The sequence below is a fragment of the Candidatus Dadabacteria bacterium genome, from assembly GCA_026708565.1.
In the GTDB taxonomy this organism is placed as follows: Bacteria; Desulfobacterota_D; UBA1144; order Nemesobacterales; family Mycalebacteriaceae; genus Mycalebacterium.
In genome coordinates this window covers 1-11,899 of sequence record JAPOUR010000044.1, presented here as the reverse complement: position 1 = coordinate 11,899, position 11,899 = coordinate 1, and the positions used below count along the sequence as shown (strand labels likewise).

Genomic DNA, 11,899 nt, shown 5'->3' with positions numbered 1-11,899 from the left:
TCGCGGTGAATAACCTCATCCCCGTATTTGTAGCCGAGCGTTTTCTCAATCTCCGACGCCTTTAATCCGCAAATCCGGCGCATCTCATCCGAGGAATACGAGACCAGCCCGCGCGCTATCTCCCCGCCTTCTGAGTCAACACACAAAACGGGGTCGCCCCGGCGGAACTCGCCGCTGACGCTCACCACGCCGGAAGGAAGGAGACTTTTGCCCGATTTGCCGACCGCCCCGGCGGCCCCGTCATCAAGCGTTATCGTTCCGGCGGGTTTGAGCGTGTAGGCAATCCAGTGCTTGCGCGCCCCCATCTTGTCTCCGCGTGCGGGGACAAGCGTTCCCACATTCTCACCGCCAAATACGCGGCCAATGTTGCCAAAATCCCGTCCGTCCGCTATAACACACGGAACTCCGAACGCGGACGCCTTGCCCGCCGCCTCAAGTTTGGTTTTCATCCCGCCGGTGGTGGTCGCCCCGAAGGTGTCGCCCGCGCTTTCTCTGACGGCGAGTTCCGTGTCCTCTATGACGGACAGCAGGCGGGCGTCCGCGTTTTCATCGGGATTTTTCTCATACACGCCCTCGGTGTCGGTGAGCATGACGAGCAGGTCCGCCTCCACAAGGGCGGCGACTATGGCGGCAAGGTTGTCATTGTCGCCGAAGACGATTTCATCCGTGGCGACCGTGTCGTTTTCGTTAACGACCGGAATGACGCCCATGTCCAGAAGTTCCCTGAAAGTGCCGCGAGCGTTGAGAAAGCAGCGCCTGTCCGAAAGACCGTCCTGAGTGAGAAGCACTTGCGCCACGGAAATGCCGTTCTCTGAAAACACTCTCTCGTAGTTCCACATAAGGTAACTCTGCCCGCATGCGGCAACCGCCTGCTTGCGCCGGACGGTGTCGGGCTTTGAGGAAACGCCTAATTTTTTCATCCCCGCCGCAATGGCGCCGGAAGACACAAGGGCGACCCGGACGCCCCCGCCGCGCACAAGCGATACCTGCTCCGCTATGGACGCAAAGACATTTTCATCAAGCCCGCCGTCTGAAACAAGGACGCTGCTCCCTATTTTTATGACGGCGGTTTTCACGCCTGAAATAAACTTTCTGTTTGCCGTCGGCATTGCACGTTCCGCGCGCCGAAGTTAATTGACAGACCGGAGCGCGGGTGATAGTTTCCACTCTCGCCGCCGCAAAGTCCAATTGCGGGAGTAGCTCAGCTGGCCAGAGCATTTGCTTCCCAAGCAAGAGGTCGCGGGTTCGAATCCCGTCTCCCGCTCACCGCATGCGCGTTTGACAACAAGAGGGGCGGCGGATAGCCTCAAAACCGCTCGCGGGAGTAGCTCAGTTGGCTAGAGCGTTTCCTTGCCAAGGAAGAGGTCGCGGGTTCGAATCCCGTCTCCCGCTCATCCCATTGCCGTCCAGCCGGGCTGAGCCTCCACCCTTTTCACCCATTTTGAAACGGCGGAATAGTCCGAGATGTCAACTTCGCCCTCGTGGGCGAGGGCGACATACGGGTAGCACGCGATGTCCGCTATGGTGTAGGGACCCGCAAGAAAGTCGCGGGACTTGAGCGCGCCGTTCAGAATCTCAAGCGCCGCCCGCCCTTCTTCGCGTTTTTGCGCAAGCGCGGCGGGGTCAACCTTTTCGGGCGGCAGAAACTTTGTCCAGAAGCGGGCAAGGGCAAGCGGGGTGTCAAGCGTGGTTTTTCCGAACAAAACCCACTGCGAGGCAAGGCCGAAAGTCTCCGGCTCTTCGGGAAAATACGGATTGGGGGCAAACTTGCGCCCTATGTAGAAAAGAAGCGCGTTGGATTCCCACATAACAAAATCGCCGTCAACAAGAACGGGTATTTTGCGGTTGGGGTTAAGCGCGGCAAATTCACCGGTTTGGTGTTCGCCCTTGAAGATGTCCGTGTTGACCCTCTCAAACTCAACACCCAGATGGTTGAGCAACAACTCCGCCTTGTAGGCGTTGCCGGAAAGGGGATGGGTGTAGAGTTTCATTCCCGAATATACCTCTCAAACTTGCCTTTAAGCGTGTTTTCGCCGAGGATTGCGCCGAGGGCCTTTTTGTCCGGCAGGGCATAGGTTACCACCGCCCTTGCGGAGTCTCTGCCGTTTTTGCCCTTTATTGAGGCGGAAACGCGCGCCTTTACGCCTTCAAACTCAATCATCTTTGCGCGCGCTTCAAGCGGGGCGTCAAAGCCCACCGGAGCAAGATAGCGCAAATCTATGCGGGTTGTAACACCTATTTTGCCGACCTTGTCAAACATCGCCCAGAACGCGAGTTCATCCATTATCGCGCACTGTATTCCGCCGTGAAGTATGCCGGGAAAGCCGTTGAAATGCCTTTCGGGAGCAAATGTGGTGAACACCTCGCCGGTGTCGTCATCGGCGAAAAACTTCAGGCGAAGGCCGAGTTCATTGCCCGGATGGCAGGCAAAGCAGTTGTTGCCCGGAAGGTCAATGAAAACATTTTCAATCTCTCTGGGCAAGAGCGCTCCTCACTCTTTCCCGCCGCCGTCTGCGGGAGGGGCTGCGCCGTTTGCGGTCGCGCCGTTTGCCTGCTCCCGCCCGTCTTCGTCTGCGTCCGAATCGTCTCTCTCAACAACCTTTGCGGCGGCGGCAATGGTCTCGCCGCGCTCAAGGCGCACCACCCTCACGCCCTGCGCCACACGTCCCGTGCTGCGTATCTCGCTGACATTCACCCTTATTACCTTGCCCGCGGGAGTGGTAACAAATATCATCTGCGTTGCGTTCGTAACCTGAAAAGTTCCTATCACCTTGCCGTTTTTCGCCGTTATATCAACGGTTTTCACACCCTTGCCGCCCCGGTTTGTCTGCCGGTAGCCGGACAGGCGCGTCCGTTTTCCAAAGCCCTTTTCCGTAACGGTCAGCATTTGCGCTTCGGGGTCGGGAGCAACCTCAAGGCTCACCAGCCAGTCGTCTTTTTCCAGATTGAACCCCTTGACGCCCGATGCGGTTCTGCCCATCGCGCGCACTTTTGACTCTTCAAACCTGATGCCCTTGCCGTCGTGGGAGGAGAGGAAAATTTCACTTTTCCCGTCCGTGATTCTCGCGGCGACAAGTTCGTCTCCGTCTTTGATGTTAAGGGCGATGATTCCGCCCGAGCGCGGGCGCGAATACGCCATCAGGCCGGTTTTCTTCACAACGCCGCGCCGGGTCGCCATCAGTATGAACTTGTCATCCTCAAACTTTCTCACCGGAAGCACCGCCGCCACCTTTTCGCCCTCGCCCAGATTGAGCAGGTTCACCATCGCCCTGCCCTTCGCCGTGCGCCCGGCCTCCGGTATTTCATACACCTTGAGCCAGTGACACCTGCCGTGGTTTGTGAAGAAAAGCACGTAATTGTGGTTTGACGCCGTGAACAGGTCTTCAACGAAATCGCTCTCGCGGGTGGTCATTCCCTTCTTGCCCTTGCCGCCGCGTCTCTGGCTTCTGTAAATGCTGAGCGGGGTGGTTTTGATGTAGCCCTCGTGCGAGATGGTTACCACCATGTCTTCATCGGAAATGAGGTCTTCAATTGAGATTTCCTCGGCATTTTCAATGATTTCGGTTCTTCTTTTGTCGGCGTATTTGCTTTTCAGTTCGGCAAGTTCATCGCTCACTATCTTCAGTATCAAACTCTCATCCGCAAGTATCTTTTTAAGCCGCGCCACGGTCTCAAGCAACTCCTTTCTTTCCTCAAGAATTTTCTCCCTCTCAAGGGCGGTGAGCCTCTGGAGACGCATGTCAAGGATTGCCTGCGCCTGTATGTCGGACAGGGAGAGTTTCTCTATAAGGGCGGCTTTCGCCTCGCCCGGACTCTTTGATGAGCGAATCATCTTGATTACGGCGTCCAGATTGTCCAGCGCGATCTTGAGGCCGTCCAGAATGTGGAGGCGGGCTTCCGCCTTTTCAAGTTCAAACAGGGTTCTGCGGATGACCACTTCCCTGCGGTGGCCGATGAACTGGGCGAGCGCTTCTTTGAGGCTCAGCACTTCGGGCTGGTTGCCGACAAGGGCGAGCATGATGACGCCGAAAGAGGTGTCCATCTGGGTATTTTTGTAAAGCTGGTTGAGAATAACCTCCGCGTTTTCGCCCCGTTTGAGTTCCACGACAAGGCGGATGCCGTCTCTGTCGGACTCGTCACGGATGTCGCTTATGCCTTTGATTTTCTCGTCACGGACGAGTTCGGCGATGCGCTCTATAAGTTTGACCTTGTTGACCTGATAGGGGATTTCGCTGATGACTACGAGGCTTTTGTCACCCTTTTTCTGTTTCTCAATGGAGGCGCGCGCCCTGATCTTGATGATGCCTCTTCCGGTCTCGTATATCTGCCGTATCGGGGCGCTGCCGTGAATAAATCCGCCCGTGGGGAAGTCCGGCCCCGGAAGGTGTTTCATAAGTTTTGCGACTGTGATGTCCGGGTCTTTGATTTGCGCGATGATGGCGTCAACAAGTTCGCCGAGGTTGTGCGGGGGAATGTTGGTTGACATGCCGACCGCTATTCCCGATGAGCCGTTCAGGAGCAGGTTGGGCAACCGCGCGGGCAGCACCACGGGCTCATGCTCGCCGCCGTCGTAGTTGGGAACGAAGTCAACCGTTTCCTTGTCAAGGTCGTCTAAAATCTCGCCCGCGATTCTGTCAAGCCGCACTTCGGTGTACCGCATGGCGGCGGGCGGGTCTCCGTCCATGGAGCCGAAGTTGCCCTGTCCGTCAACAAGCGGGTAGCGCATTGAGAAGTCCTGCGCCATGCGGACGAGGGTGTCATAAATGGCTGAATCGCCGTGAGGGTGGAACTTTCCCATCACATCCCCCACAATTCTGGCGGATTTTTTGTAGGGTCTGTTCCATGCGTTGCCTACCTCGTGCATTCCGTAAAGGATGCGCCTGTGGACGGGTTTCATTCCGTCTCTCGCGTCCGGCAGCGCCCTGCCCACAATCACACTCATTGAGTAGGAGAGATAAGAGTCTTTCATCTCATCTTCAATGCTTGTGGGAAGAAAGCGGGATGTGTCGTCGGGCATTGTTTGAAAACCGTTAAGGTCTGATTGGTTACATTATATTATGAAAGGGGCGGACAATCAATTATCAAAGGCGGGAGGAGAACGCCCCCTTCGCCCGGACACTCCAACAGTGTATCCTTACCGCTCCATTATGAGAATCATCACCGGCTCGGCAAAGGGCAGAAAAATTAAAACCGCAAGCAAGGGAGTGCGCCCAATGACGGCGCGGGTCAGGAAGTCCGTCTTTGACACTCTGGGCGATTTGCGCGGGGCGCATGTCCTGGACGTGTTCGCAGGCTCCGGCGCGCTCGGCATAGAATGCCTCAGCCGCGGGGCGGACTCGGCCGTGTTCGTTGAAAAAAGCCCGCAGGTGGCGGAGGTCATTCACAACAACATCAAACAATGCGGCTTTGAAGACAGATGCAAAGTAATCCGCGCAGACTACCGCAAAGCGGCGGAAATCCTGACCGAAAGCGGAAGAAAGTTTGACCTCGTGTTCATAATGCCGCCCTACTCGCTTTACAAAAAAATTTCGGAGAGCAAACTTGAGGCGCGTTTTTCTTCCCTGCTGTCGCAAAACGGCAGAATTGTAATAGAGTATGAGACCGGCGGGGAGGATGGCGGAGAACATTCCGGCGAAAAACGTGTGACGAAAAGATACGGAGGCACAACCGTCAGCATAATCTCACCGTGAAGAAAAGAAACAGTATGAAGAAGACGGCGATATATCCGGGGTCTTTTGACCCCGTTACCCTCGGGCACATAAACATCATTGAGCGCGGGGCGGAGGTGTTTGACGAGTTGACGGTCGCGGTCGCAAAAAAGCCGCCGGGGTCGGCAACTTTCCCCCTTAAGGAGCGGGTGGCAATGGCGCAAAAGGCGGTCGCGGGCAAAAGCAACGTCAAGGTTGAGCCGTTTGACGGGTTGCTTATGGAATACGCGGCAAAAAAAGAGGCGGGGGTCATACTCAGGGGTATGAGAAGCGTTTCGGACTTTGAATACGAACTTCAGATGGCAACCGCAAACAAGTCTCTCAAGCCCGCGATTGAAACGGTCTTTATGGTTACCGAAGCGCGGTTCTCCCATATCAGTTCATCTCTGATAAAAGAGGTTGTGGCGCTCGGCGGGTCTGCGGACGGCATGATTCCGGACTTTGTTGAGAAAAAACTGCGCGCGCGACTGCGCGCCGGGAAGGGAAAATGAGCATAGACATTTCACAAAGAGCGGCGGAGATAAAGCAGTCCGCCACACTTGCAATCACGGCGAAGGTAAAGGAGTTGCGCGCCGAAGGGGTGGACGTCATCGGATTTGGCGCGGGAGAGCCGGACTTTGACACGCCCGGCAACATCAAAGAGGCGGGCATTGAGTCAATCAAAAGCGGCTTCACCAAATACACGCCCGTGGGCGGAACAGCCGAACTGAAAAAAGCCATCACCGAAAGAATCAAACTGGACTACGGGATTGAATATTCACCCGCCGAAGTGATGGTCTCATGCGGCGCAAAGCACACGCTTTACAATGTGGCGCAGGCGGTCTTTAATCCCGGAGACGAAGTAATCGTGCCGTCTCCCTACTGGGTTTCATACCCGGCGCAAATCGCGCTCGCGGGGGCGACGCCCGTCATCGCGGAGACCGCGCTGAAGGACGGGTTCAAACTCACGCCGGGGGGGCTCAAAAAACTCATCTCCCCGAGAACGCGCGCGCTGATATTGAACTACCCCTCAAACCCCACCGGCGCGACCTATGATGAAAAGGAACTCGCGGAAATTGCGGGCGTGGCAACGGAGGCGGGCATATTCATCGTGTCGGACGAGATATACGACAAAATCCTCTACGGCGGCGCGAAGCACACGCCCGTGGCGGCTTTGGGAGACGATGTGAGAGAAAACTCCATCCTTGTGAACGGGGTTTCAAAATCGTATTCAATGACCGGCTGGAGAATCGGATATGCGGCGGCGAATGCGGATGTCATATCGGCTATGTCGCGCATACAGGGGCAATGCACTTCAAACCCGCCTTCCATGGCGCAAGTCGCCGCCGCCGAAGCGCTATCCGGCAGTCAGGAAGTTGTGGAGAGGCGCGCGGAGGAGTTTGAACGCAGAAGGGATTTTATAGTTTCGCGCGTCCGGGAAATAGGGTTTGAGTGCCTTACACCAAGCGGCGCGTTCTACATCTTTCCGTCCGCCGGAAACTTCATCGGTAAAAAGTTCGGAGACGGCGAAATCAAAGACAGCGTTACGCTTGCGGAGTTTCTGCTCAATCAGGCAAAGGTCGCCGTAGTTCCGGGCGTGGAGTTCGGAATGGAAAACCATCTGAGAATCTCCTACGCCACATCAATGGAAAACATAGAAGAGGGAATGGTCAGGATAGAAAAGGCGCTCGCCCTGCTCTCCTGACAATGCCCCTGAAAGCCGCAATCCCCATCAGTTTGACCGGAAGGTTCGCCGCTCTCGGACGCAAAGCGCTTCGGGGCGCGGAGTTGTGGGCGGAGTATTCCGGCGCGGAACTGCTTGTTGAAGATGACGGAAGCGACCCGGAAAAAGCGGCTGAATGGACGGCGCATTTCTGCCGCAACAGAACGGTTGACGCAGTTTTCGGACCGTATTCAAGCAGCCTGTGCCTTGCCGCCGCGCGCGCCGCGCACGCCCTCGGCGGAACGCTCTGGAATCATGGCGGGGCGTCCGATGAAATCACGCAATACGGCAATGTGGTGAGTTGCATAACGCCCGCAAGCCGGTATTTCGTTCCGGTTGTTGACATGCTCAAGCGGGCGGGGAAGAAAAAGGTTGCCGTGGCGGAGGCGGAGGGAAGCGGATTTTCAGGCATGGTCGCGGGCGGAGCGGCGAGGCGCGGAGCGGATTTCGGGATGGACATTCAGAGGGTCGCTTATGACCCCGCCGCGGGGGCGGAGCGGGTTTTGAATGCCGCAAGAGGAGCGGACGCGCTTCTTGCTGTCGGAAGAATGGAAGATGACATCGCGCTTGCGGAAAGGGTTTTCTCAATGAGGGAAAGGCCGGAGTTTCTGTGCTTTGTCGCGGCGGGAGTGGATGAGTTCGGCAAGGTATTTGCAGACCGGTGCGAGGGCGTTTTTTCAGTGAGCCAGTGGGAGGAGGAAACATCGCCTGAGGCGGAGTTCGGCCCCTCCGGAGCGGAGTTTGCGGCAATGTTTGCGGAAAGGAACGGACACCACCCGGACTATCCCGCCGCGCAAGCGTTCAACATAGGGCTCATAGCGGAAAAGTGCGCGATTGAAAATGCGGGCGAAGATGACAAAGCCCTCCGGGAAACGGCAAAGAGACTGGACTTTACGACCTTCTACGGGAGGTTCAAAACGGACGGGCGCGGAAATCAGATTGGCCACAGTATGGCGGTTACGAAGTGGAAAGACGGTAAAAGGGTTGTGGTGGAGCCGATGGGATTCGAACCCACGACCTCAACACTGCCAGTGTTGCGCTCTCCCGACTGAGCTACGGCCCCCTAGGGTGAAGTTGTAGAATAACAGGAAACCGCCGCTTTGCCGACCGGTTTTTTGTGGAGGTGAGCGGGCTCGAACCGCCGACCTCCGGCTTGCAAAGCCGGCGCTCTCCCAACTGAGCTACACCCCCTGACGGAAAATCTCACAAACAGTTCCATTGGGCCCAGATGGATTTGAACCATCGACCTCACCCTTATCAGGGGTGCGCTCTAACCGGGCTGAGCTATGGGCCCTTGCAAGGCGGTAAAGTGTATAAACAATCGGCTGTGGTGTCAAAACAGGGCTCAAAGGGACAGACCCGCCGCTTTTTCAGACAATATGGAACCCGTTTGTCCACAGCGCCATGGCGACCGTCTGAAGAATTGCAAACACCAGCAGGGTCGCCCAATACAGAACGCCGCCCTTTTTGATTGTGTGCGCAAGAATCATAAAAACGGGGAAAACTACAAGGCAGTAGCGCGACATTGAAAATGTGGCGAACGACAAAGTTGAAAGGGGAAACAGTATAAGCATCATGGAATAGACAAACAGGGAAATCTCCGTCTTCCTGAACCCTTTGACCAGATAATAAAGGCAGTAAATTGAAATTACGGCGCCAAGAACAGCTCCGGGAATAATGTTGTCCCACCCAAGCAGGCTGTAGGAGTTGATGTCAAGCCACGACTGCGCTATGCCCTGATGAGAACCGAACAGGGAATCCCAGAGAGACCACAGCGGGTTTGTCAAAGAGCCTCCCCATGCGGACTGGGATTGGGCCAGAGCAAGCGGGTTTCCCGTAACGGAATAGCATATAAGAGCAAAAATGAGCGTCCCCAGCGGCAGAATGCCGAGAAACAGAAAATCGGGACGTATATTTCTTATTCTGTAATTTTTTTGTGAAAGGTATTCCAGCAACAGGGGAACGGCGAGAAAAAGCCCAACTGAACGGGTTAAAGCGGCGCATCCTCCGAGCAGGCCGGCGGCAAGCCAGTTGTTTCTGCGGGCAAAGTAAACGGACGCAATGGAAACAAGGGCGAAAAGCGACTCGGTGAGAATTGCGGAAAAATAAAAAGCGGAGGGAAAAAGGAACATAAAGAGAACCGCCTTTTTTCCCGTTTCGTGCCCCGCCCGCATCCCAACAAGTTTGTAGAGAAACCATGCGGCGCCAATCAGCGCCAGATTGGAAACAACAATTCCTCCGGCAAAATTTCCGAAGATCAGGCCGGGTCCCCATTTTATTAAAAGCGGATACAGGGGAAAGAAGGCATATGACACATATCCGCCAGCGGCCTTTTCGGCAACATACCAGTTTTCCGCGATTGTCAGATACCATCTGGAGTCCCACACTCCCCATATATCCAGCCATGCCTGCCCCGTGCCGAGTATGCCGTACTGGGCTATGGGCCCCGCGGTTTGAAACTCTCCGATAAAAGCCCTTGCAAGAACTCCCGTGACCGTCAGAAAAACCCTTGTAGTGACAAAAAGAATAAGAATGTAACGAAGCGCATCCCTTGAGTTGCCGGACTTTGATTCCTCTAACTCCGTAGAGACAGAATCTCTCTTCACTGCGGCGGCTTCACCGCCTTCCGAGCCCGGAGAGTCATTCACCCGCCGCCGTTTTTTAATCCTGTTTTTTTTACCCATTGGATGAAGGCGTGATTATAACACAGGGGGTCTTATTTTTTGGTCAAATGCCAACCGTTGCCCACCGGGCAGGGATAAAACTTCAGAGACACCCCCCTTTTGCGCTTTGCATCCACCATGCGCCGCGCCTCCCCTTCAGTGGGATATATGTCCTTATTGCCGCCCTCGGCGCCCGTGCAGTGCTCGCAAGTCCTGCCCGGCGCGCGGTCTCCGGGGCCTATGTGAAAGTAGCCGCACAACTCGCAAGCATAGGGAACAAGGTCGTATCCAAACTCCGCTTTCGCGTAATCCGCCCCCTCAAGAGCCTCGCTGCGGGAATTGTATTCGGTAAGCGGGCCGTTCACACCGTAGCATGTCTTGCTCTTTCGTTTCATTCGGGGTGATTATACATCATGGCGGATTGACATCATAACATTATGACGCTACCCTGTTTTTACAGGAGGCGTGAATATGGAGAAAAGAACGGACACAAAGAGAACAACCGTCTATCTTGACGCGAAACTTGCCCGTGAACTTCGCCTGATAGCCGCGGGAAACGACACTTCAGTTTCCGCTCTTATCAACGAAGCGGTCAGAGACTGCCTTGCCGAAGATGTGGATGATTACGCTGTCAGCAGAAAAAGGGAAAGAGAAAAGGCGATACCTTTTGACGAGGTTGTAAAAGACCTGAAGAAACGTGGCAAGATATAAAATCATAATCCGGGCGTCCGCTGCAAAAGAGTTGGCCTTAATTCCGCACCGGAGAACAAGAGAAAGGATAATCGGGAGAATCGGTTCCCTTGCGGACGACCCGAAAACGGGAAGCGGAATTAGGAAACTGTCAGTCAGCGACTTCCATTACAGGGCAAGGCAGGGTGTTTACAGGATTATCTACAAGGTGGATGAGGATGAAAATGTTGTTACGGTAACAAGGATACGCCACAGAAAAGACGCATACAGGAAGAATTTGCACTAATGATGACACAGCCGGTTTGCACAATCATAGCGGGGCCTAACGGGGCGGGGAAAACCACCTTTGCGATGGAGTTTCTGCCGGAGACCGACTGCAATGTTTTCCTGAACGCCGACATGATAGCCACGGCGCTGTCGCCTCTTGGCACAAACGAACAGCATTTGCTGAAAGCGGGAAAACTGTTTCTTAAGGAAGTTGAGGAGTGCATAGGGAGGAGAGAGTACTTTGCCTTTGAGACAACTTTATCCGGCACGGCGCATTTGACGAGAATCCGCAGGATGATTGAAGATGGCTGGCGGGTTAACATGGTTTATCTGTGGATACCGAGCGCGGAAACTTCGCTAAACAGGGTTCGCCAGCGCGTCCGGCAGGGCGGGCACAATGTGCCGGAGAGAGACATACGCAGACGTTACGGCAGAACTTTGAGGAATCTGTTCACTTATGCGCCGGTTTGCAGCGAGATTGAGTGTCTGGACAGCTCCACGAAAGAGAGAAGACTTATCTTCAAACAGAGGGGAAAAAGTGTTACGGTATCGGACAGGGAGTTATACAATAACCTGAAACGGGAGGCGGAGATGAAAGAAGAGACCGGAGCAAAAGAAAGCGTTGGGGAATACACAGCGGATACGGATAAACCTCAAAACGGCGCAAAGCGCCACATAGGCGATGTGGACACGGAGTTTATTCTCCAGTGCTGGGAGCGCGGGGTTGCCAAAGAACTGGAACGGAAACGCAAACTTGGCTATGACGCCATTATCGTGAAGAACGACATCATAATGAAGCTGCATCCGGACGGGAGCATGACGGAGATTTGTCCGGTGGACGGGAAGAGCGAGTAGAGTGGCAAACAGCA

At 55.1% G+C, this 11,899-nt stretch carries 14 protein-coding genes and 5 tRNA genes; 8 read left to right on the top strand and 11 right to left on the bottom strand.

What is annotated here, in order from left to right:
• Positions 1-1,109, bottom strand: a 1,109-nt coding sequence (gene proB, locus OXF42_05845) for a glutamate 5-kinase (GenBank protein MCY4047606.1), incomplete at its 3' end; no start/stop codon positions are given.
• Between the two features lie 81 nt (positions 1,110-1,190).
• Between proB and OXF42_05840 the strand changes: the two genes are divergently transcribed.
• Together OXF42_05840 and OXF42_05835 are read left to right on the top strand one after the other, a co-directional pair.
• Positions 1,191-1,264 (top strand) — tRNA-Gly (locus OXF42_05840).
• A gap of 54 nt (positions 1,265-1,318) precedes the next feature.
• A tRNA-Gly gene (locus tag OXF42_05835) sits at positions 1,319-1,392 on the top strand.
• Here the strand turns inward: OXF42_05835 and OXF42_05830 are convergent.
• The 3 genes from OXF42_05830 to gyrA are packed head-to-tail and all read right to left on the bottom strand — an operon-like array spanning position 1,392 to position 5,017.
• A complete protein-coding gene (locus tag OXF42_05830; protein ID MCY4047605.1) occupies positions 1,392-1,991 on the bottom strand; it encodes a glutathione S-transferase family protein in 600 nt (199 codons plus the stop codon). The genes OXF42_05835 and OXF42_05830 overlap by 1 nt on opposite strands.
• Positions 1,988-2,482, bottom strand: a complete 495-nt coding sequence (locus OXF42_05825; GenBank protein ID MCY4047604.1) for a PaaI family thioesterase — start codon at positions 2,480-2,482, stop codon at positions 1,988-1,990. The genes OXF42_05830 and OXF42_05825 overlap by 4 nt, the downstream gene beginning before the upstream one ends.
• A 9-nt stretch (positions 2,483-2,491) precedes the next feature.
• Positions 2,492-5,017: a DNA gyrase subunit A gene (gene gyrA, locus OXF42_05820; GenBank protein ID MCY4047603.1), complete on the bottom strand. Its 2,526-nt coding sequence runs from the start codon at positions 5,015-5,017 to the stop codon at positions 2,492-2,494.
• Positions 5,018-5,126: 109 nt separating this feature from the next.
• On the opposite strand from gyrA, the gene rsmD reads away from it, so the two are divergent.
• Genes rsmD through OXF42_05805 form a run of 3 tightly spaced genes read left to right on the top strand, consistent with a single transcriptional unit; the run spans position 5,127 to position 7,392 of the window.
• Positions 5,127-5,690: a 16S rRNA (guanine(966)-N(2))-methyltransferase RsmD gene (gene rsmD, locus OXF42_05815; GenBank protein MCY4047602.1), complete on the top strand. Its 564-nt coding sequence runs from the start codon at positions 5,127-5,129 to the stop codon at positions 5,688-5,690.
• A gap of 14 nt (positions 5,691-5,704) precedes the next feature.
• The gene (gene coaD / locus OXF42_05810) at positions 5,705-6,199 is read left to right on the top strand and encodes a pantetheine-phosphate adenylyltransferase (GenBank protein MCY4047601.1); all 495 of its coding nucleotides are present in this window, start codon (positions 5,705-5,707) and stop codon (positions 6,197-6,199) included.
• 2 nt (positions 6,200-6,201) lie between these two features.
• Entirely contained in the window at positions 6,202-7,392 is a 1,191-nt protein-coding gene (locus OXF42_05805; GenBank protein ID MCY4047600.1) for a pyridoxal phosphate-dependent aminotransferase, read from the top strand.
• A gap of 271 nt (positions 7,393-7,663) precedes the next feature.
• Here OXF42_05805 and OXF42_05800 read toward each other — a convergent pair whose 3' ends face one another.
• The 7 genes from OXF42_05800 to OXF42_05770 all read right to left on the bottom strand — a co-directional run bounded on the left by OXF42_05800 (position 7,664) and on the right by OXF42_05770 (position 10,468).
• Positions 7,664-7,870 (bottom strand): hypothetical protein, encoded by a 207-nt coding sequence (locus OXF42_05800; protein ID MCY4047599.1) that lies wholly within the window; start codon positions 7,868-7,870, stop codon positions 7,664-7,666.
• Between the two features lie 12 nt (positions 7,871-7,882).
• Positions 7,883-8,056: a hypothetical protein gene (locus tag OXF42_05795; GenBank protein MCY4047598.1), complete on the bottom strand. Its 174-nt coding sequence runs from the start codon at positions 8,054-8,056 to the stop codon at positions 7,883-7,885.
• Between the two features lie 341 nt (positions 8,057-8,397).
• A tRNA-Ala gene (locus OXF42_05790) sits at positions 8,398-8,473 on the bottom strand.
• Between the two features lie 55 nt (positions 8,474-8,528).
• Positions 8,529-8,601: transfer RNA gene (locus OXF42_05785), tRNA-Ala, on the bottom strand.
• Between the two features lie 28 nt (positions 8,602-8,629).
• Positions 8,630-8,704: transfer RNA gene (locus OXF42_05780), tRNA-Ile, on the bottom strand.
• A 76-nt stretch (positions 8,705-8,780) separates the two neighbouring features.
• The gene (locus tag OXF42_05775) at positions 8,781-10,094 is read right to left on the bottom strand and encodes a mannosyltransferase family protein (GenBank protein ID MCY4047597.1); all 1,314 of its coding nucleotides are present in this window, start codon (positions 10,092-10,094) and stop codon (positions 8,781-8,783) included.
• A gap of 32 nt (positions 10,095-10,126) precedes the next feature.
• Complete coding sequence (locus OXF42_05770) at positions 10,127-10,468, bottom strand: hypothetical protein (GenBank protein ID MCY4047596.1); 342 nt, start codon at positions 10,466-10,468, stop codon at positions 10,127-10,129.
• Between the two features lie 76 nt (positions 10,469-10,544).
• Here OXF42_05770 and OXF42_05765 point away from each other — a divergent pair, with 76 nt between their 5' ends.
• The 3 genes from OXF42_05765 to OXF42_05755 are packed head-to-tail and all read left to right on the top strand — an operon-like array spanning position 10,545 to position 11,885.
• Positions 10,545-10,784: a ribbon-helix-helix protein, CopG family gene (locus OXF42_05765; GenBank protein ID MCY4047595.1), complete on the top strand. Its 240-nt coding sequence runs from the start codon at positions 10,545-10,547 to the stop codon at positions 10,782-10,784.
• Positions 10,771-11,049, top strand: a complete 279-nt coding sequence (locus tag OXF42_05760) for a type II toxin-antitoxin system RelE/ParE family toxin (protein ID MCY4047594.1) — start codon at positions 10,771-10,773, stop codon at positions 11,047-11,049. Before OXF42_05765 ends, OXF42_05760 begins: the two co-directional genes overlap by 14 nt.
• On the top strand, positions 11,049-11,885 hold the full coding sequence (locus tag OXF42_05755; GenBank protein ID MCY4047593.1) for an AAA family ATPase: 837 nt from the start codon (positions 11,049-11,051) through the stop codon (positions 11,883-11,885). Before OXF42_05760 ends, OXF42_05755 begins: the two co-directional genes overlap by 1 nt.
• The last annotated feature ends 14 nt before the right edge of the window (positions 11,886-11,899 follow it).

Bases quoted from the DNA above. Each gene is read 5' to 3' on its own strand.
- OXF42_05830 (MCY4047605.1), bottom strand. From the start codon at position 1,991: ATGAAACTCTACACCCATCCCCTTTCCGGCAACGCCTACAAGGCGGAG.
- coaD (MCY4047601.1), top strand. From the start codon at position 5,705: ATGAAGAAGACGGCGATATATCCGGGGTCTTTTGACCCCGTTACCCTC.
- gyrA (MCY4047603.1), bottom strand. From the start codon at position 5,017: ATGCCCGACGACACATCCCGCTTTCTTCCCACAAGCATTGAAGATGAG.
- OXF42_05775 (MCY4047597.1), bottom strand. From the start codon at position 10,094: ATGGGTAAAAAAAACAGGATTAAAAAACGGCGGCGGGTGAATGACTCT.
- OXF42_05800 (MCY4047599.1), bottom strand. From the start codon at position 7,870: ATGTCCATCCCGAAATCCGCTCCGCGCCTCGCCGCTCCGCCCGCGACC.
- OXF42_05755 (MCY4047593.1), top strand. From the start codon at position 11,049: ATGATGACACAGCCGGTTTGCACAATCATAGCGGGGCCTAACGGGGCG.
- OXF42_05770 (MCY4047596.1), bottom strand. From the start codon at position 10,468: ATGAAACGAAAGAGCAAGACATGCTACGGTGTGAACGGCCCGCTTACC.
- OXF42_05765 (MCY4047595.1), top strand. From the start codon at position 10,545: ATGGAGAAAAGAACGGACACAAAGAGAACAACCGTCTATCTTGACGCG.